The sequence below is a fragment of the Streptomyces sp. NPDC057543 genome (assembly GCF_042801895.1).
In the GTDB taxonomy this organism is placed as follows: Bacteria; Actinomycetota; Actinomycetes; order Streptomycetales; family Streptomycetaceae; genus Streptomyces.
The window spans coordinates 1-19,756 of record NZ_JBHVFF010000162.1 but is presented as its reverse complement, the minus strand read 5'-3'; the positions used below and the strand labels follow the sequence as shown (position 1 = coordinate 19,756).

The window sequence follows — 19,756 nt, the reverse complement described above, 5'->3', positions numbered from 1 at the left end:
CCTGAGAGCTGAGCCCTGAGCCCCGCGGCCCCGAGCCCTGAGGCCCCGAGCCCTGAGGCCGCGAGCCCTGAGGCCCCGAGCCCTGAGAGCTGAGGCCGAGGCGCCGAGGCCCCGAGGTCGGAGAGCTGAGGCCGCTGTCCGTCCTGAGAACCGTGGCCTGAGCAGGACCCGGGTCCTGAGTCGGACGGGCTGCGGGCCGACCGGGGCGCGAGCGGGCACGCACCCCGGCCGATGCCGGCCCGCGCCCCGGCCGACGCCCGTGCGAACCGCTACGCCGGCCGCACGCTGCCGTAGATCGGCATGTAGTAGATCGACTCCTCGCGCACATTCGCCCCCGGCTTCGGCGCGTGGATCATCATCCCGTCGCCCTTGTAGATGCCGACGTGGCTGACGTCGTCGTAGAAGAAGACGAGGTCGCCCGGGCGCAGGTCCGCCGTCGTGACCCGGGTGCCAATTTTCACCTGGTCCCAGGTGGTGCGCGGGATGTCGACGCCCGCGGCCTTCCACGCCGCCTGGGTGAGCCCGGAGCAGTCGTACGAGGACGGGCCCGTCGCGCCCCAGACGTACGGCTTGCCGATCTGGGCGCGGGCGAAGGCGAGGACCTTCTCCGCCTTGGTGGTGGCGCTGCTGTCCGAGCCGGTGCCCGTTCCGGTGCCGGTGCCGGTGCCCGTACCGCCGCCGGAATCCGCGGCCTTCGCGGCCTCCGCGGCCTTGCGGTCCGCCTCCGCCTTGGCGGCGGCCTGGCGCTTGGCCAGTTCCTCCGCCTTGCGCCGGGCCTCCGCCTCCTTCTTCCGCTCCAGCTCCGCGAGCCGCGCCTTCTCCTCGGCGGTCAGCTTCGACAGCAACGCGCGCGCTTCGCCCAGCTTCTTCTGGACGTCCTGCTTGCTGGTGCGCAGCGTGGTCTGCGTCGTGGTCAGCGTCTCCAGGCTCTGCACCGCCTCGGCACGCTTCTTCGCCGCCTTGGTCTGCTGCGTACGGAAGTCCGTGACCGCCTTCTGCTGCCGGCTGGTCATCCGGTCCATCAGCTGGTTCTGGTCGAAATACGACTGCGGGTCGTCGGCCAGGAAGAAGGTCGCGCTCGGTGCGATGGTGCCGCTGCGGTACTGAGCGGCCGCGTACGTGCCGAGCGTCCTGCGGGCCTCGTTGAGCTGGTCGGCGCGCTTGGCGGCATCGTCCAGCAGGTCGTCGACCTTGGTGCGCTGGGTGGCGGCTGCTTCCTTCGCCTGGTTGTACTGCTGGGTCGCGGTGCCCGCCTGCCGGTAGAGGTCGTCGACCTTCTTCTGGACGTCCTCGATGCCGGCTTTCGGAGCGGGGGCGGCCATCGCGCTCTGCGTGGAGAGCAGGGTCACGGACGCCAGTGCCGCCGTCGTGAGCCCGACGGCCGGTGTGGTGGTGCGCACCCGGGTGCGCGGTTTGCGATGCGACGCCAAGGCCGGCATCTCCTTCCGTGGACCGCCTACCGGGTTAGCTGTCGGGTTCGGGCGGAACGGAAGGCTGCCCTACGGCCCGCGTGGGGACAAGGACCGATTCACCCCGGTACTGCGTGTGGGTCCCCGGTTCCGAACTCCCGCGAGGGCAGCCCGGATTCGGCGTGGGCGCCCGCTCGGCGTGGTTCGCCTCAGGGAGTACGGGCCGCCCGGACGAGCACGCTAGCCAACCCCTGGTGCTGCTGTGAAGGTTGATGTTCGATATGCCCGATACATCTTCGTGACCTCGGCGAAGTGGGGCGGCAGGTGTGGACGGGGGACCGGAATCCCTCACCGCGAGTGGGTGTCCGCTCTCTTTGTGTGCCCGGCTGGGCGGTGGGTCCGGCCATGCGGTCCGGGTCCGGTTCGGCATGCGGCCGTCGTGTGTCGGTGCGGCGGCCTAGACTCGACAAGCGATGAGCAGCCTCTTTGACGACAGCTTCCTGGCCGGCCTCCAGCACTCGGAGGAAGAGCCCCCGCCGCCCCCCGAGGACTCCGCACCCGAAGCGGTGCCGGAGGACCTCTTCGCGGGCGTATTCGACGGGCCCCCGCCGCCCAGGGAGGCGTACTACCGCGACGGCGCGCACCGCCCCGTCATCGACCCCGCGGCGCTCCTCGACGGACTGAACACCGAGCAGCGCGCCGCCGTGGTCCACGCGGGCTCCCCGCTGCTCATCGTCGCCGGGGCGGGCTCCGGCAAGACGCGGGTGCTGACGCACCGGATCGCCCACCTTCTCGCCGAGCGCGGGGTGCACCCCGGCCAGATCCTGGCGATCACCTTCACCAACAAGGCCGCGGGCGAGATGAAGGAGCGCGTCGAGCAGCTCGTCGGACCGCGCGCCAACGCCATGTGGGTCATGACCTTCCACAGCGCGTGCGTACGCATCCTGCGCCGCGAGTCGAAGAAGCTCGGCTTCACGTCATCGTTCTCGATCTACGACGCCGCCGACTCCAAGCGGCTGATGGCCCTGGTCTGCCGCGATCTCGACCTCGACCCGAAGCGCTTCCCGCCGAAGTCGTTCACGGCCAAGGTCTCCAACCTGAAGAACGAGCTGATCGACGAGGAGACCTTCGCCGGCCAGGCCGCCGACGGCTTCGAGAAGACCCTCGCCCAGGCCTACGCGATGTACCAGTCCCGGCTGCGCGAGGCCAACGCGCTGGACTTCGACGACATCATCATGACGACGGTCCACCTGCTCCAGGCGTTCCCCGACGTCGCCGAGCACTACCGCCGCCGCTTCCGGCACGTCCTCGTCGACGAGTACCAGGACACCAACCACGCCCAGTACACCCTCGTACGCGAGCTGGTCGGCCCCGCCGGTGAGGCCGATGCCCCCGCCGAGCTGTGCGTCGTCGGTGACGCGGACCAGTCGATCTACGCCTTCCGCGGCGCGACCATCCGCAACATCCTCCAGTTCGAGGAGGACTACCCGGACGCGACCACGATCCTGCTGGAGCAGAACTACCGCTCCACGCAGACGATCCTGTCCGCCGCCAACGCCGTCATCGAACGCAACGAGAGCCGCCGCCCCAAGAACCTCTGGACGAACGCCGGCACCGGCGCCCGCATCACCGGCTATGTCGCCGACACCGAGCACGACGAGGCGCAGTTCGTCGCCGAAGAGATCGACCGGCTGACCGACGCGGGCGACGCCAAGGCCGGCGACGTCGCGGTCTTCTACCGTACGAACGCGCAGTCCCGGGTCTTCGAGGAGATCTTCATCCGCGTCGGCCTGCCCTACAAGGTCGTCGGCGGCGTGCGCTTCTACGAGCGCAAGGAGGTCCGGGACGTCCTGGCCTACCTCCGGGTCCTCGCCAACCCCGAGGACACCGTCCCGCTGCGCCGCATCCTCAACGTGCCCAAACGCGGCATCGGCGACCGCGCCGAGGCGATGATCGACGCGCTGTCGATGCGCGAGAAGATCACCTTCCCGCAGGCGCTGCGCCGGGTCGACGAGGCGTACGGCATGGCCGCCCGGTCGGCCAATGCCGTCAAGCGGTTCAACACGCTGATGGAGGAGCTGCGCACGATCGTCGAGTCCGGCGCGGGCCCGGCGGTGGTCCTGGAGGCCGTCCTGGAGCGGACCGGCTATCTCGCCGAGCTCCAGGCGTCCACCGACCCGCAGGACGAGACCCGCATCGAGAACCTTCAGGAACTCGCCGCCGTCGCCCTCGAATTCGAGCAGGAGCGGGGAGAAGCCGGCGAGGAAGGCGCGGGCACCCTCGCCGAGTTCCTGGAGAGGGTCGCGCTCGTCGCCGACTCCGACCAGATCCCCGACGAGGACGAGGACGGCTCCGGCGTCATCACGCTGATGACGCTGCACACCGCGAAGGGCCTCGAGTTCCCGGTGGTCTTCCTGACCGGCATGGAGGACGGCGTCTTCCCGCACATGCGGGCGCTCGGCCAGGTCAAGGAGTTGGAGGAGGAGCGGCGGCTCGCGTACGTAGGCATCACGCGGGCCCGCGAGCGGCTCTATCTGACCCGGGCGGCGATGCGAAGTGCGTGGGGGCAGCCCTCGTACAACCCGCCGTCGCGGTTCCTGGAGGAGATCCCGGACCAGCACCTGGAGTGGAAGCGGACCGGGCCCATGGCGGCCCCGGCCGGACCGACGTCGGGGATCACCTCGTCGCTGTCGTCGTCCCGTTCGCGCTCCGGCCCCTCGGGCTTCGCGACCCGGCGAACCTCGGACAAGCCGACGATCACGCTGGCCGTCGGGGACCGGGTCACGCACGACCAGTTCGGGCTCGGCACGGTGACGGCCGTCGAGGGCTTCGGTGACCAGGCGAAGGCGACGGTCGACTTCGGCGACGAGCGGCCGAAGAAGCTGCTGCTGCGGTACGCGCCGGTCGAGAAGTTGTAGGCCCGGCAGAAGGGCGGACGCGTAGGCGGTCGGGGCTGTAGCTCCGGCCGCCGTCGGGTGCGTGGGGCGCGGTGGCTCAGGTCGGGTCGACGCCGTGGCTGCGGAGCCAGGGGAGCGGGTCTATCGCCGCACCGCCACCGGGCCGCACCTCGAAGTGCATGTGCGGGCCGGTCGAGTTCCCGGAGTTGCCGGAGTACGCGATGACGTCACCGGCCTTGACCGTGCCCGAGCGGATCCTGGTGCTGCTGAGGTGGCAGTACCAGGTCTCGGTCCCGTCGGCCATGGTGACGATGGCCATGTTCCCGTAGGCGCTGTTCCACTGGGTGCGTACGGTGCCGTCGGTCGCGGCCATCACGGGGGTGCCGTACGAGACGGGGAAGTCGATGCCCGTGTGCACGGACATCCAGTTGACGCCCGCCTGCCCGAAGTACGCGCTGAGGCCGTGCTGCGCGACGGGCACGACGTACTTGGGGCGCAACGCCTCCTTGCGGGCGGCCTCTTCCTCCCGCTTCTTCTTCTCGGCGGCCTGCCGCTCCCTCAGATCGATGCGCTCCTGGGTACGGCTGACGCGGTCGCCGAAGTTCTCGGCGTTGGCTCTGAGGTTGGCGAGCTGGGTGTCCATCTTGTTGTTGGCGGCGACCGCCTTGACCGAGCCGGGGTCGGCGGCCGCCATCGTGGTCGTGTTGTCGTCCTTCTTGTCCTCGCTGCCCAGCCCGCCGACGGAGGCCGCGGCGATACCGGCCACGCTCATCACGCAGGCGGAGGGAACGGCGACGGTGAGGAGCGCGGAACGCTTCGCGGGAGAACGCCGCCGACTGCGGCTGCCGGCGCCGCGCGCGGCGGGGCGGCCGAGGGGGCGGTGGGCATCGAGGGGAGCGTCGGCAGTGTCGTAGGTCGCGGCGGCGGTCTTGTCGTCGCCGACGGCTTCGGAGACTTCGCCGGCTTCGGCGGCTTCGGCGGTGGCTTCGTGCCCGTCGGTGTCGAAGTCCGTCTCCGGGAGGCTGAACTCGGCGGTGCGATGGGCCTCGTACGGGTCGTACGGCAGGTGTGCGTCGTACACCTCGTGCGGCTCGTGTGCCGCTGGTGCCTCGTGCAACACCTGTGCGGTTTGCGCGGTTTGCTCTTCGTGCTCGGGCGTGGCGCCGGTGTTCCAGGCGGTGGCGTCGTACGCGCCGGTGTCGTAGACGGCCGTGCTGGTCGTCGCCCACTGGCCGGTCTGGTGCCAGCCGTTGGTCTCCCACTGCCCCGTGGCGTCCGGGGTGCCACCCTGTGCCGGAACGCCGGCGAAGGTGGCGGTGGGGGCCCAGGTGGTGGTGTCGTACATCGGGCCTGCGGCGTACTGCTGCTGCTCGGACTGTGCTGCGTACGGGGCGTAGGCGTCGTACGAGGTGGTCGGGTGCGCGCCCGTGTCCCACTGCGTGGAGTCGTACCGGCCGCTGTGTCCGGCCTGCTGGGTGTCGTAGCCGCTGTCGTACGCGCCGTCGTAGTGACCGGGGAGGGAGCCGAAGAGTGGATCGCTGTCGAAGCTGCCGGGGGCTTGGCTGTCGTATCCGGCGAACCCGGCGTGGGGGTGCTGGTCGTTCACCAACTTCTCTCTCGCCTCGGCAGCAGGACCTGTGTGCTGGGGTCCGGTGGGGGAAGTTCCGAATCCCAGGGGGAGCAGTGGCCGCGACTGTACCCGGCGGTACGCGACGTCGACAATCTTCGACAGGTTCGGGCGACTCAGGAAACGGGCAATCGGCCGCCTTTCGACGGACTGTCTACAGAGCCTTGGCTCTATGTTCGAAATCCGTTCTATTCATGTGGTGCGGCGGCGGTCGGCGGGGTGGCTGTGCCATCGAAGTTCGAGCGGCGTCCCGGCCGTCGGCGCGGCCCCGCCAGAACCTGACCGGTGGGTGAAGCGGCGGCACCACTCCGGCTCAGGCGGCCCCTCCGGCCTCGGAATCTCCCTCGGCTCCGGAAGTTCCTACGGTTTCGGTCGTCGATTCGCCGGATTCCAGCACCCGCCGGACCGCGGTGGCGACAGTCGGGTGGACCGGGAGCGCGAGATGGCCGATGCCGCCGACGCGTATGTTCAGGGCGTTGAGATCCGGATGGTCGATGCACGCCGCCTCGGCGGGGACGATCACCCGGTCCAGTTCGCTCCAGAAGCTCACGAACCGGGTGCGGCAGCCGGGCGCCGGCCTGCGCAGCTCCTCGATCGGCGTGGAGCCCGTACGCATCTGGCGCACGATGGGGTGAGCGCTGGCCAGCGGGGCGACGGCCGTGCCCCCGTGCGGTGTGCCGAGCGTGACCAGGGTGCGGACCCGCTGGTCACCGCCCAGCCGCTGTACGTAGTAGCGGGCGATCAGGCCGCCGAGGCTGTGCCCGACGATGTCGACCTCATGGTGTCCGGTGCGGGCGCAGATCTCCTCGATGTGCCGCCCGAGCAGCTCGGCCGCCGTACGGATGTCGCAGGTCAGCGGCGAGTAGTTGAGCGACTCCAGATGGCGCCAGCCGTGCCGGGCGAGCGAGCGGCGGAGCAGGACGAAGACCGAACGGTTGTCGATGAAACCGTGCAGGAGCACGACGGGCGGCCTCTCGCTGCCCTCGGCGGGGAGAACGGGCGTCCGGGCGGGCGCGGTGCCGGTGGGTGGTCCGGCCGGGCGTGGTGTGCATCGTCGCTCCCCGGCGATGCCGGTGGGGTACAGGAGTACGTGCCCGGTGAGAACCACCAGTTCGAGCACGGTGGCCTTGAGCAGTGCGGATGACAGCCGGGTGCGGTACGGACACGGCCGGCGCAGCAGTGGCGGTGGGAAAGGCAGGACCTGCATGGCCGACCTCCTGCTTCGGCAAGCGGGGAGGCGGCTCCGGTCCCCGTATGCCCTCGTGGGGTGCCGTTGCGGAGGCGCGGGCGGTCGGCCCGGCCGGGCTTTGGTCCCGATGGGCGGGCCCCTGCTCGCCGGTGGCGACCGGTGGTGACCCGTGAACCACCGGCCGTCGGACCCGATGCCGACGGGTCCGGCGGTCCGTACCACCGTGCCGCGCGGCTGACGGCGCGGTGATACGGCGACCTCGTAACGGCTCACCTGGCGGCCGATCCCGCACGGCAGGTGTGCCGCATCGAGGGGAACGGCGCTCGGTGAACATGTCCCACGTGTGATTTCCCCCTCCCCGTCCACCGCGAAACGGCGGGTTGCGGGATGCTGTCGATAACGTTCGTTCACATCCCCGGCCCTTCAGGCACGGGAGACGCATGTGGAGGCAGTGATGGGTGTGACCGGTCCGATCCGTGTGGTGGTGGCCAAGCCGGGCCTGGACGGCCATGATCGCGGGGCCAAGGTGATCGCGCGGGCGCTGCGCGACGCCGGTATGGAGGTCATCTACACCGGGCTCCACCAGACGCCCGAGCAGATCGTGGACACCGCGATTCAGGAGGATGCCGACGCGATCGGCCTCTCGATCCTCTCCGGTGCGCACAACACGCTCTTCGCCAAGGTGATCGAGCTCTTGAAGGAGCGCGAGGCGGAGGACATCAAGGTCTTCGGCGGCGGCATCATCCCGGAGGCGGACATCGCGCCGCTGAAGGACCAGGGCGTCGCGGCGATCTTCACCCCGGGTGCGACGACGGCGTCGATCGTCGACTGGGTCAACGCAAACGTCCGCCACCCCGCCGAAGCCTGACCCCCACCACCCAGGCCCGCCGGCCCGGGCACCGGCCCTGCCGGGCCCGGCTGCCCGGCCTGGCTGTTCGGCGCACAGGCCTGGCCCACTGGCCTGGCGCACCGGCCTGGCGCACTGGTTTGGCGCACTGGTTTGGCGCACCGGCCTGGCGCACCGGCCTGGCCCGCTGCTCCGGCCCACTGACCTTGGCGTGCGCCGGGCCCGGCTGTGCGGGGACGGCCGCACGGGGCGCCTGCGTGGGAGCGGCCGTGCGGGCGTGTCCGTCGGAGCCGCTTGCCGGTGACCGGCCCGCCGCCCGCTCGTGCCGTTTGCCAGGGCGACCGGTCCGGACGTCGGCGTATGGGCGGTGGACTGGGCCATGGCCACCGGGACTGATACCTGTCCGCGCCGGGCGCCGACAGGGCTCGGGCCCCCGAGCCCCGCCCCCCCGCTGAGCAGTTCTCAGCCGGGGCTGCTGTGCTTCCCGCGGCCGAAGTTCGCCGAATCGCCTCAGCCCGGTATCAGTTCCAGGTCCATCGCCGCGCGTAGTCGCAGTGTGGAGACCAGCCGCTGGAAGGCCTCCGACCAGTAGCCGTTCGCGCCCGGTGAGGCGTTCTCCGGTTCGTCGGGGGTGGTGGTGAGGACCTCCAGGCGGTCTGCCTCGGCCGGGTTCAGGCAGCGCTCGGCCAGGCCCATCACGCCGCTGAAGCTCCAGGGGTAGCTGCCCGCGTCCCGGGCGATGTCCAGGGCGTCGACGACCGAGCGGCCGAGCGGCTCGGACCAGGGGGTCGGGCAGACCCCGAGCAGCTGGAACGCCTCCGACAGTCCGTGCGCGGCGATGAAGTCGGCCACCCATTCGCCCCGTTCGGCCGCGGGAAGTATGGCGAGGAGCTTCGACCGCTCGGCGAGCGACGCCGTGCCGGGGCCGTTCGACGGAGGGACGGAGGGGGTGCCGAGCAGCGCGCGGGCCCACTCCGGATCCCGTTGGCGCACCGCTGCCCGGCACCAGGCGGCGTGCAGTTCCTCGGCCCAGCCGTCGGCCACCGGCAGGGCGACGATCTCCTGCGCGGTGCGCCCGCCGAACCGCGCCGGCCAAGTGGCGAGCGGGGTCGCCTCCACCAACTGCCCGAACCACCAGGACCGTTCCCCCCGCCCGGACGGCGGCACCGCCACCACGCCGTCGCGCTCCATCGCGGCGTCGCATTCGTGCGGGGCCTCCACGGCGACGGAGGCGTCGTCGTCCGCGAGGTCCGGGCTCACACAGGAGATCGCGCGGGCCGCCATCCGTCCGGCGAACGCCGACTCCGGCAGCGCGGAGAGCAGTTCGGCAGCCGTCGAGCGGACATTGCGGCTGCGGTCGGAGAGGGCCTCTTCCAGGAAGGTCTCGTCCACGGCGGACAGCCCCGTGCGCAGTGAGTCGAGGAACATCAGCCGGTCTTCGGCGCGCTCGGTGGACCACGTGGTGGCGAGGAGCGTGAGCGCCGACGCGGGATCGTGTGCCCGTACCGCCCCGAGCAGGGCGACCCGTTCGGCGAACAGGCCCTCCTCCCACAGCCGGGCGACCGCTTCCGGATCCGTGACGTCGGGCAGCAACGAGCCGCTGGACGAGCCGCGCAGCGCGAACTTCCACTCGGGGTTCAGCCCGGCCAGCCACAGCCCGCGCGGTCCGGCGAAGGCCAGGGCCTGCGGCCGCAGATCGGTGCGGGATCTGGCCGCGTCGAGCAGGGGCGGAAGCAGCGCGGCCGGGGCCCGGAAGCCGTGCTGATTGGCGGTGGCGAGCCACTGCGGGATCAGTTCCGTGAGATCGGGGGCCGTACCGCGCCTGCCACCCGAGCCGCCCGCTGCCGACCGGTCCGCGAGCAACTGGGCCAGTCTGCGCCGCGCGGCCGTGGGCAGCGGCGGCCTCGGGTCGGCGGGCGCCGGCTCGGGCCGGGGGGCGGCGGGGGCGGGCAGCAGTCCCGCTCTGCGCCGCACGGTGTGGAGCGCCGCCGCGTCCAGCAGTCCGGCCGGTCCGTCGTTTCCCTCCGCAGGCCGGCGGTCGGTGCCGAGGAGCGCCGTAGTGACGAGTTCTTCCCATGGCGCGGGTGTGATGGTGCGAGGCATTGGTCCCCCTTAGGACTACGAACCTTTCGGTCTACGAAGCCTTCGGACTTCGAACCCTTCGGTCTTCGGCCCCTTCGAGTCCTCCGAATGAGCCCTTCGAATCCTTCAAATCCTTGGAACCCGGCGTCAGATGAGCCGCACGGTCTCGGACGCCGTATCAGCGCTGCTGACACCGGCGCTGCCGGCGGCGTCGTCCCCGTCCGTGGACCAGGCCGCGAGCGGGTCGAAACCGCGGTGGCCGCATTCGCCGAAGACTGTGACCGGAGAGCCGCCGGAGAGCGCGACGAGCTTCCACAGGCCGGGCCGGGACAGCGTGGACGGAGCGAGGGGCAGGGCCGCCTCGCCCGCCGCGTCGATCAGTTGCCAGCCGTCCCCCGAGGGCACGGGTATGACCTCGTGCAGCGTCACCGGCCAGGTGTCGAGCCACGGGTCGTCCCGCAGGGCGTCCCCGTACGCGCCGATCGCGCTCGCCACCGTGCCACCCGGGGGTGGCGTGCCTGCCGGGGACGGGACACCGAACTGCCGGCCCAGCTCCGCCCGTAGCCGGCCCATGCCCGGATAGGGCGTGATCTCGGCATCGATCGTGACACCCACCGGCAGTGCCAGCCCGGGGGAGCGCCCGGCAGCCCCGAAGGAGAGCAGCATCGCCGCACGGCCCGAGTCCCTGCCGTGGAGCCAGATCCGGCGCGTGACGATCTTGCCGTCCGGGGTGTCGTACTGCGCGAGGACCAGCCACTTGTCGCGGATCGGTGGGCCCTCGGCGGAGGCGGGCAGCCCCACCCGGGTACGCACCGTGGCCGCCAGCGGCTCCGGCAGCCGGCTGATTCCCAGCCAGGCGCTGTCCAGCAGATGCAGCAGCGCGCACTCCTCCAGCAGCCGTACCGGCCAACCCGGCCCGGAGGCGGGGATGGAGCCCAATTCCCTTACCCGGGCGGCCAGTCCGGGCGCCTGGGCATCGACCATGCGGGCCGCCGTCTCCTCCCACAGTCCGTACCCCGATTGATCGGCCGCCGCCAGGCCGCCGCGCAGCAGGTCCGTCAGCCGCTGCTCGAGCTCCTGTGTTCCGCCGGTGATCCGCCCGGCCCGGCGCTCGGCACGGCGCCGGGCGGCCTCCGGGTCGGCCGGGCCCGTGGCCGAGGCGCCGCCCGCCGCCGACCCGTCGTTCCCCTCCTTCTCCGCCGCGCGCTTGCGACGGCCCGTCAGCCACTCACCGGCCCAGTCCGGAATCGCGCCCGTGGGCAGGGCCGATTCGCCGGATGCCCAGACCAGCAGCAGGCCCAGCGCGTGCTTGCACGGGAACTTCCTGCTGGGGCAACTGCACTTGTACGCAGGGCCGGTGGTGTCGACCACCGTTTGATACGGCTTGCTTCCGCTTCCCTTGCACAGCCCCCACACCGCGCCCGAACCGTCGCATCCGCCGCCCGACCAAGGGCCGGTCGAACCGAGCTTGCTCCCGGCCTTGCGTGATGCCTCGTCAAGAGCCAGGGCCAGGACCTGCTCCACCGTCCAGCGCTCCACCGGGTCGGCGGCGCGCAAGGGTTCTCCCCCGTGAGATAGCAGCATGGGAACGACGGTAGAACCCACCACTGACAATCGGCCTGACCTGCTGATTCGTCGCCTCGAGCAGACCTTGACTTTACTTTCGCTTGGCGATTCGCTGCGAGCTCCTGAACTCTGGATCCGGGGGGATCAACCGATGAGTCACACCACTCGCAACTTCCGCAACTTCCGCGACCTCCGTGCCGTTCGCAGGGCTCGTACGGTTCGTGCCGCTGTCTCCGCAGCGGTCGTTCTCGGCCTCGCCGTGGGCCTCGGCGCCTGCTCCGAGACCGTCGACCAGGTGGACAAGGCCGTGAACGAAACGTACGAGGTCACCTACGAGGTCACCGGCACGAGCGTCGACGAGATCCAGTTCCACGGGGGCGGCGGCAAGGCCATGGAGCCGGAGATCGAGACGGTCAAGTCCCCCACCCTGCCGTGGCGGAAGACCGTCACGCTGCGCGGAATCATGCCGCCCGCCGTGATGCCGATCGCCCTGGACGAGAACGGGGCCGACATCGCGTGCTCGATCACGCACAAGGGCAAGGTCATCAAGGAGGCCAAGGGGGAGGGCCTCATCACCGCGGGCGGTTGTGTCGCCGTCTCGCCGGTGGCCGGCTGAACTCCCGGTCCGTAGCAGCCGAATCGTCCCCGACCTGCGGTAGGGGCCGATTGTCAGTGCCATGGTGCACGGTGGAATCCACATCAGGTCGACCGATCTGGAGGGGGATCCATGACCGTGTCCGAAACCACCGCCACCGATGGCGTTCAGGCCCTGCGCCCGCATGCCGAGGACGCCTTCGCCCATGAGTTGAAGGCCCTCGCCGCGGCCGACGATCGCCCGCGGCCCGCCCGTTGGCAGTTGTCCCCGTGGGCCGTCGCCACCTACCTGCTCGGCGGCGCACTGCCGGACGGCACAGTGATCACGCCCAAGTACGTCGGCCCGCGCCGCCTCGTCGAAGTCGCCGTGACCACACTCGCCACCGACCGTGCCCTGCTGCTCCTCGGCGTCCCCGGCACCGCCAAGACCTGGGTGTCAGAACATCTCGCGGCCGCCGTCAGCGGTGACTCGACACTGCTGGTCCAGGGCACGGCAGGCACCCCGGAGGAAGCCATCCGCTACGGGTGGAACTACGCCCAGTTGCTCGCGCACGGGCCCAGCCGCGACGCCCTCGTGCCCAGCCCGCTCATGCGCGCCATGTCCGGCGGCGTGACCGCGCGGATCGAGGAACTCACCCGTATCCCCGCCGATGTGCAGGACTCGCTCATCACGATCCTGTCGGAGAAGACGCTCCCCGTCCCCGAACTGGGGCAGGAGGTCCAGGCGGTCCGGGGTTTCAACGTCATCGCCACCGCCAACGACCGCGACCGCGGGGTCAACGAGTTGTCCAGCGCGCTGCGCCGCCGGTTCAACACCGTCGTGCTGCCGCTGCCGGAGACCCCCGATGCCGAGGTCGACATCGTTTCCCGGCGCGTCGACCAGATCGGGCGCTCGCTCGACCTCCCGGCCGCGCCCGATGGCCTCGCCGAGATCCGGCGCGTCGTCACCGTCTTCCGAGAACTGCGCGACGGCGTCACCACCGACGGCCGCACCAAACTCAAGTCCCCCTCGGGGACGCTGTCGACGGCCGAGGCGATCTCCGTCGTCACCAACGGCCTGGCGCTGGCCGCGCACTTCGGGGACGGCGTGCTGCGCCCCGGTGATGTGGCGGCGGGCATCCTCGGCGCGGTCGTCCGCGACCCCGCGGCCGACCGGGTGGTCTGGCAGGAGTACGTGGAGACCGTCGTCCGGGAGCGGGACGGGTGGAAGGACTTCTACCGCGCCTGCCGCGAGGTATCCGCATGACCCGGGCCACGCCGCCCGGCGGACCGCTGCTGCTGGGGGTGCGGCACCACGGACCGGGCTCGGCCCGAGCCGTCCGTGCGGCCCTGGATGCCGCCCGCCCGCGGGCTGTGCTCATCGAGGGACCCCCGGAGGGTGACGCGCTCCTTCCGCTGGCTGCCGAGGAGCAGATGCGCCCGCCGGTCGCGCTGCTCGCCCACGCCGTGGACGACCCGGGGCAGGCGGCGTTCTGGCCGCTGGCCGCGTTCTCTCCCGAATGGGTCGCGATCCGCTGGGCGCTGGCTCACGACGTGCCGGTCCGTTTCATCGACCTGCCCGCGGCGAACTCGTTGGCCATGGCGCGGGAAGCGGAACGCCAGGACGGCCAGGACGGGATCGGGGACGGGGTCGGAGATGAGGCAGGGGAAGCAGGCTCGGGGACGCGCGTCGGCGGCTCGTCCGCGCGCGCCCCGATCGACCCCATCGGCGTACTGGCCGAGACGGCGGGTTACGACGACCCGGAGGCCTGGTGGGAAGACGTCGTCGAACACCGCACCCAGGACGGCGAGGCCGCCGACCCGAGAGCGCCGTTCGCCGCGCTCGCCGAGGCCATGACCGCCCTGCGCGAGGTGTACGGCGATGGCGGCCATCCCCGGGACACCGTCCGCGAGGCGTACATGCGCATCCAACTGCGCAAGGCGGCAAAGGAGTTCGGCGACGACATCGCCGTCGTCTGCGGCGCCTGGCACGTACCCGCGCTCGGCGCGAGGGTCACGCTCGCCGCCGACCGGGCCCTGCTCAAAGGGCTCCCCAAGGTCAAGACCGAGCTGACCTGGGTGCCCTGGTCGCACCGTCGGCTCGCCCGGCACAGCGGATACGGGGCGGGCATCGACTCGCCCGGCTGGTACGGGCACCTCTTCGACGCCGCCGACCGCCCGATCGAGCGGTGGATGACCAAGGTCGCCGGACTCCTGCGCGACGAGGACCGGTTCGTCTCGTCGGCCCACGTCATCGAGGCCGTCCGGCTCGCCGAGACCCTGGCTGCCATGCGCGGCCGCCCGCTCGCCGGGCTGAGCGAGACGACGGACGCGATCAGGGCCGTGATGGGCGAAGGCTCCGACGTGCCGCTCGCGCTCGTACGGGACCGGCTGATCGTCGGCGAGACACTCGGTGAAGTGCCGGACACCGCCCCCGCCGTACCCCTGCAACGCGACCTCACCCGACAGCAGCGCACGCTCCGACTCAAACCGGAGGCGCTGGAGCGGGAGTTGGAGCTTGACCTGCGCAAGGACACCGACGCGGCCCGCAGCCGACTGCTCCACCGGCTGCGGATCCTGGCTGTCGGCTGGGGCGAGCCCGCGGCCGGCCGGGCGAGCACGGGCACGTTCCGGGAAAGTTGGCGGCTGCGCTGGGAACCCGAGCTGTACGTACAGGTCGCGGAGGCCGGGACATGGGGCACCACCGTGCTCTCCGCGGCTACCGCAAAGGCCGAGTTCCAGGCGACCTCGGCGACCGGGCTCGCCGAGGTCACGGGGCTGGCCGAGCAGTGTCTCCTCGCGGAACTGCCCGACGCGCTGCCCGTGGTCATGAAGGCCCTCGCGGACCGTGCCGCGCTCGACGCCGACGTCGGCCATCTCGCCGATGCCCTGCCCGCACTGGCCCGCACCCTGCGCTACGGCGACGTGCGGTCCACGGACACCGCGGCGCTCAGCGGGGTCGCGGCCGGGCTCGCCGACCGGATCTGCGTCGGACTGCCACGCGCGTGCACCGGACTCGACGCGGACGGCGCCGCCGAACTCCGCCGTCGGGTGGACGGGGTGCACACCGCGATCGGCCTGCTCGGCGAGGCCGTTCGGACAGACGCCGACGGAAACGGGCTGCGCGAGCGCTGGACCGCCGTACTGCACAAGCTCGCCGCCCGGGACACGGTCGCGGGCGTCATCCGGGGCCGCGCGGCTCGTCTGCTGCTCGACGAAGGACGGCTCGCGGAGAACGAAGCGGCACGGCTGATGGGCCTGGCTCTCTCACCCGGAACGCCCCCGGCCGACGCCGCGGCCTGGATCGAGGGGTTCGTCGGCGGAGCGGCCGGGGGAGGCATGCTCCTCGTCCACGACGAGCGACTGCTCGGCCTGGTCGACGCCTGGCTCACCGGGGTTCCCGCCGACACCTTCGCCGATGTGCTGCCTCTGCTGCGCCGCACCTTCTCGGTGTACGAAGCGGGCGTACGGCGCACGCTCGGCGAGCTCGTACGGCGCGGTCCGGCCGGCGGGGGTCCGGCCGCCGGCGCCGACGGCACCGTGGCCGCGGCGCCCGGCTTCGGCCCCGGACTCGACCGGGCCCGGGCCGACGCGGTGGTACCGGTACTGCGCCTTCTGCTCGGTCTGGAAACCGACACGCACACCGACACCGACATCGGTGCAGGCACAGGCACAGGTGCAGGCGCGGGCGCAGGTGCAGGCACGGGCACAGGCGCAGGCGCAGGCACAGACACCGACACGAATCCGGCCCCGGGAGGCGTCGACCCGGCCGACCGTGCCGAGAACGTCAAGGAACCGCTGGGGGCAACGGGATGACCACGAACACCGCCTACACCACATCGCCCCCGGCCCATGGCTCGCCGCCCGGCCCGGCCGACGACGAACGGCTGCGCCGGTGGCGGCTGGTCCTGGGCGGGGACAGCGCCGAGAGCACCGGCTGCACCCTCACCGGACGCGACGCCGCGATGGACGCGGCACTGGCCGCGCTCTACGGCGGCGGAGTCCGCCCCGGAGGCCGGGGCGGGAACAACCGCTCGGCCGGGCTCGGAGCCTCCGCACCCTCCGTGGCCCGCTGGCTCGGCGACATCCGTACATACTTTCCCAGCTCCGTCGTCCAGGTCATGCAGCGTGACGCGATCGACCGGCTCGGTCTCTCCGCCCTCCTCCTCGAACCGGAGATGCTGGAGGCCGTCGAGGCGGACGTCCATCTCGTCGGCACGCTCCTCTCGCTCAACAAAGCCATGCCCGAGACGACGAAGGAGACCGCGAGAGCGGTCGTGCGCAAGGTCGTCGACGATCTGGAGAAGCGGCTCGCCACCCGCACGCGGGCCACCCTCACCGGCGCGCTGGACCGCTCGGCGAAGATCAACCGGCCCCGCCACCACGACATCGACTGGAACCGCACCATCCGGGCCAACCTCAAGAACTACCTCCCGGAATACGGCACCGTCGTTCCCGAGCGCCTCATCGGCTACGGGAGGGCCGCGCAGTCCGTGAAGAAGGACGTCATCCTCTGCGTCGACCAGTCGGGATCGATGGCCGCCTCCGTCGTCTACGCCTCCGTCTTCGGCGCGGTGCTCGCCTCCATGCGCACCCTGCGGACCAGACTCGTCGTCTTCGACACGGCCGTGGTCGACCTCACCGACCAGCTCGACGACCCCGTCGACGTCCTCTTCGGCACCCAGCTCGGCGGCGGCACGGACATCAACCGTGCGCTCGCCTACTGCCAGTCGAGGATCACCCGCCCGGCCGACACCGTCGTCGTGCTCATCAGCGACCTGTACGAGGGCGGCATACGCAACGAGATGCTGAAGCGGGTCGCCGCGATGAAGGCCTCCGGCGCGCAGTTCGTGACGCTGCTCGCGCTGTCCGACGAGGGTGCGCCCGCCTATGACCGCGACCATGCGGCGGCCCTCGGGGCCCTGGGCGCACCGGCGTTCGCATGCACCCCGGATCTCTTCCCGGAAGTGATGGCCGCGGCGATCGAGAAGAGGCCGCTGCCCGTACCGGACAAGGAGGCCCAGCACTGAGCTCCTCGGGGAGTGGCTCGCGCCGGTGGGGAACCCGGGGCAGTACGGAAACTCGCTTCAGTAGGGAAAGGGACTCGCGCGGTGCGCGTTCCTGGCCTGTTCGGGGGTCGTCCCCCGTGGACCACGGCGGTGCGGAGTTGTCCACTGCGACCCGGCGACCGGCCCGGTCTGTGACCGTAATCACCGCTCAGGTGCGACCTGCGATTTAGGGTCATGCGGAGCGCGGGGATAACCTGCGAGATGGACATGCCGCGTACTCCGGGTCACCCTGTGCGCCTTCCTAGTGACAGAGCAGTCACATTGCCCCTCGCGGCACGCCCACGCTGAAAACGAACCGCGAGACCACTGAAAAGGGACGGACGCGCGTGGACCTGTTCGAGTACCAGGCGAGGGACCTCTTCGCCAAGCACGGTGTACCGGTGCTGGCCGGTGAAGTCATTGACACGCCTGAGGCAGCCCGCGAGGCGACCGAGCGGCTGGGCGGCAAGTCCGTCGTCAAGGCGCAGGTGAAGGTCGGCGGCCGCGGCAAGGCCGGCGGCGTCAAGCTGGCCGCCACCCCCGACGAGGCGGTCGCCCGGGCGACCGACATTCTCGGCATGGACATCAAGGGCCACACGGTCCACAAGGTGATGATCGCCGAGACCGCGCCGGAGATTCTTGAGGAGTACTACGTCTCGTACCTCCTCGACCGCACCAACCGCACCTTCCTGGCCATGGCCTCGGTGCAGGGCGGCATGGACATCGAGGAGGTCGCGGAGAAGACCCCCGAGGCCCTCGCGAAGGTCCCGGTCGACTCCAACACCGGCGTCACGATCGAGAAGGCCCGCGAGATCGTCGCCCAGGCGAAGTTCCCGGCCGAGGTGGCCGAGAAGGTCGCCGAGGTCATGGTGACGCTGTGGGAGACGTTCGTCGCCGAGGACGCGCTCCTCGTCGAGGTCAACCCGCTCGCCAAGGTCGCCTCCGGCGACGTCCTGGCGCTGGACGGCAAGGTGTCTCTCGACGAGAACGCCGACTTCCGTCAGCCCGGCCACGAGGCCCTCGAGGACAAGGACGCAGCCAACCCGCTCGAGGCTGCCGCCAAGGCCAAGAACCTCAACTACGTCAAGCTCGACGGCGAGGTCGGCATCATCGGTAACGGTGCCGGTCTGGTCATGTCGACCCTGGACGTCGTCGCGTACGCCGGTGAGAACCACGGCAACGTGAAGCCCGCCAACTTCCTCGACATCGGTGGCGGCGCCTCCGCAGAGGTCATGGCGAACGGCCTGGAGATCATCCTCGGCGACCCGGACGTCAAGTCCGTCTTCGTCAACGTCTTCGGTGGCATCACCGCGTGCGACGAGGTCGCCAACGGCATCGTCCAGGCTCTTGCGCTGCTCAAGAGCAAGGGCGAAGAGGTCACCAAGCCGCTGGTCGTGCGCCTCGACGGCAACAACGCGGAGCTGGGTCGCAAGATCCTTTCCGACGCCAACCACCCGCTGGTGCAGCGTGTGGACACCATGGACGGCGCGGCCGACAAGGCCGCCGAGCTCGCCGCGGCTGCGAAGTAAGGGACGAGGGACTCCAACACCATGGCTATCTTCCTCACCAAGGACAGCAAGGTCATCGTCCAGGGGATGACCGGTGCCACCGGCATGAAGCACACCAAGCTCATGCTGGGCGACGGCACCAACATCGTCGGCGGCGTGAACCCGCGCAAGGCCGGCACGACCGTCGACTTCGACGGCACCGAGGTTCCCGTCTTCGGCTCCGTCGCCGAGGCGATGGAGAAGACCGGCGCAGACGTGTCCGTCCTCTTCGTGCCGCCGGCCTTCGCGAAGGCCGCCGTCGTCGAGGCGATCGACGCCGAGATCCCCCTCGCTGTCGTGATCACCGAGGGCATCGCCGTCCACGACTCGGCCGCCTTCTGGGCGTACGCCGGTTCGAAGGGCAACAAGACCCGGATCATCGGCCCGAACTGCCCCGGCCTGATCACCCCCGGCCAGTCCAACGCCGGCATCATCCCGGGCGACATCACCAAGCCCGGCCGCATCGGTCTCGTGTCCAAGTCCGGCACGCTGACCTACCAGATGATGTACGAGCTCCGTGACATCGGCTTCTCGTCCGCCGTCGGCATCGGTGGCGACCCGGTCATCGGTACGACGCACATCGACGCCCTTGCGGCGTTCGAGGCCGACCCCGAGACCGACCTGATCGTCATGATCGGCGAGATCGGCGGCGACGCCGAGGAGCGTGCGGCGGACTTCATCGCGAAGAACGTCACCAAGCCGGTCGTCGGTTACGTCGCGGGCTTCACCGCCCCCGAGGGCAAGACCATGGGCCACGCGGGCGCCATCGTCTCCGGCTCCTCCGGCACCGCCCAGGCGAAGAAGGAGGCCCTCGAGGCCGCCGGCGTCAAGGTCGGCAAGACGCCGACCGAGACCGCCAAGCTGGCGCGCGAGATCCTCGGCGCCTGATCGCTTCACCGCGTCGGAGCAGTACCGCAGTGTCGCGTCACCCGCACAGACGGCGCGGGCCCGTACCCCGGTCAGGGATACGG

Annotated in this window: 13 protein-coding genes and 1 riboswitch; of the genes, 8 read left to right on the top strand and 5 right to left on the bottom strand. The window is 71.1% G+C overall.

The genetic code is table 11. The features are described from left to right. Positions 1-269: 269 nt before the first annotated feature. Positions 270-1,439 carry an NlpC/P60 family protein gene (locus tag ACFU8Q_RS25015; protein WP_384457620.1) on the bottom strand — a complete coding sequence of 390 codons (1,170 nt, stop codon included), beginning with the start codon at positions 1,437-1,439 and terminating at the stop codon, positions 270-272. Next, positions 1,438-1,602: riboswitch (cyclic di-AMP (ydaO/yuaA leader) on the bottom strand. Its footprint overlaps the gene before it by 2 nt. Before the next feature lie 280 nt (positions 1,603-1,882). Between ACFU8Q_RS25015 and pcrA the strand changes: the two genes are divergently transcribed. After that, positions 1,883-4,327, top strand: coding sequence for a DNA helicase PcrA (gene pcrA, locus ACFU8Q_RS25010; protein ID WP_384457618.1), 2,445 nt, complete (start codon positions 1,883-1,885; stop codon positions 4,325-4,327). Between the two features lie 76 nt (positions 4,328-4,403). Here pcrA and ACFU8Q_RS25005 read toward each other — a convergent pair whose 3' ends face one another. Together ACFU8Q_RS25005 and ACFU8Q_RS25000 are read right to left on the bottom strand one after the other, a co-directional pair. Then, positions 4,404-5,912 (bottom strand): M23 family metallopeptidase, encoded by a 1,509-nt coding sequence (locus tag ACFU8Q_RS25005; protein WP_384457616.1) that lies wholly within the window; start codon positions 5,910-5,912, stop codon positions 4,404-4,406. A gap of 334 nt (positions 5,913-6,246) precedes the next feature. Next, on the bottom strand, positions 6,247-7,140 hold the full coding sequence (locus tag ACFU8Q_RS25000) for an esterase/lipase family protein (protein WP_384457614.1): 894 nt from the start codon (positions 7,138-7,140) through the stop codon (positions 6,247-6,249). 436 nt (positions 7,141-7,576) lie between these two features. On the opposite strand from ACFU8Q_RS25000, the gene ACFU8Q_RS24995 reads away from it, so the two are divergent. Beyond that, complete coding sequence (locus ACFU8Q_RS24995; protein WP_384457612.1) at positions 7,577-7,990, top strand: cobalamin B12-binding domain-containing protein; 414 nt, start codon at positions 7,577-7,579, stop codon at positions 7,988-7,990. Between the two features lie 489 nt (positions 7,991-8,479). On the opposite strand, the gene ACFU8Q_RS24990 is transcribed toward ACFU8Q_RS24995, so the two are convergent. Both ACFU8Q_RS24990 and ACFU8Q_RS24985 read right to left on the bottom strand, forming a co-directional pair. Continuing rightward, positions 8,480-10,072: a DUF5691 domain-containing protein gene (locus ACFU8Q_RS24990; RefSeq protein ID WP_384457610.1), complete on the bottom strand. Its 1,593-nt coding sequence runs from the start codon at positions 10,070-10,072 to the stop codon at positions 8,480-8,482. 126 nt (positions 10,073-10,198) lie between these two features. Then, a complete protein-coding gene (locus tag ACFU8Q_RS24985; protein WP_384457607.1) occupies positions 10,199-11,635 on the bottom strand; it encodes an SWIM zinc finger family protein in 1,437 nt (478 codons plus the stop codon). A gap of 133 nt (positions 11,636-11,768) precedes the next feature. Between ACFU8Q_RS24985 and ACFU8Q_RS24980 the strand changes: the two genes are divergently transcribed. From ACFU8Q_RS24980 to sucD, 6 genes are all read left to right on the top strand, one after another. Beyond that, positions 11,769-12,233, top strand: coding sequence for an MmpS family transport accessory protein (locus ACFU8Q_RS24980; protein WP_384457605.1), 465 nt, complete (start codon positions 11,769-11,771; stop codon positions 12,231-12,233). Between the two features lie 111 nt (positions 12,234-12,344). Beyond that, complete coding sequence (locus ACFU8Q_RS24975; RefSeq protein WP_384457603.1) at positions 12,345-13,457, top strand: AAA family ATPase; 1,113 nt, start codon at positions 12,345-12,347, stop codon at positions 13,455-13,457. Then, positions 13,454-16,006: a DUF5682 family protein gene (locus ACFU8Q_RS24970; RefSeq protein WP_384457601.1), complete on the top strand. Its 2,553-nt coding sequence runs from the start codon at positions 13,454-13,456 to the stop codon at positions 16,004-16,006. The genes ACFU8Q_RS24975 and ACFU8Q_RS24970 overlap by 4 nt, the downstream gene beginning before the upstream one ends. Continuing rightward, positions 16,003-17,220: a vWA domain-containing protein gene (locus tag ACFU8Q_RS24965; RefSeq protein ID WP_384457599.1), complete on the top strand. Its 1,218-nt coding sequence runs from the start codon at positions 16,003-16,005 to the stop codon at positions 17,218-17,220. Before ACFU8Q_RS24970 ends, ACFU8Q_RS24965 begins: the two co-directional genes overlap by 4 nt. Before the next feature lie 365 nt (positions 17,221-17,585). Further along, on the top strand, positions 17,586-18,767 hold the full coding sequence (sucC, locus tag ACFU8Q_RS24960; protein ID WP_345515068.1) for an ADP-forming succinate--CoA ligase subunit beta: 1,182 nt from the start codon (positions 17,586-17,588) through the stop codon (positions 18,765-18,767). Between the two features lie 21 nt (positions 18,768-18,788). After that, on the top strand, positions 18,789-19,673 hold the full coding sequence (gene sucD, locus ACFU8Q_RS24955) for a succinate--CoA ligase subunit alpha (protein ID WP_114246183.1): 885 nt from the start codon (positions 18,789-18,791) through the stop codon (positions 19,671-19,673). Positions 19,674-19,756 lie beyond the last annotated feature (83 nt).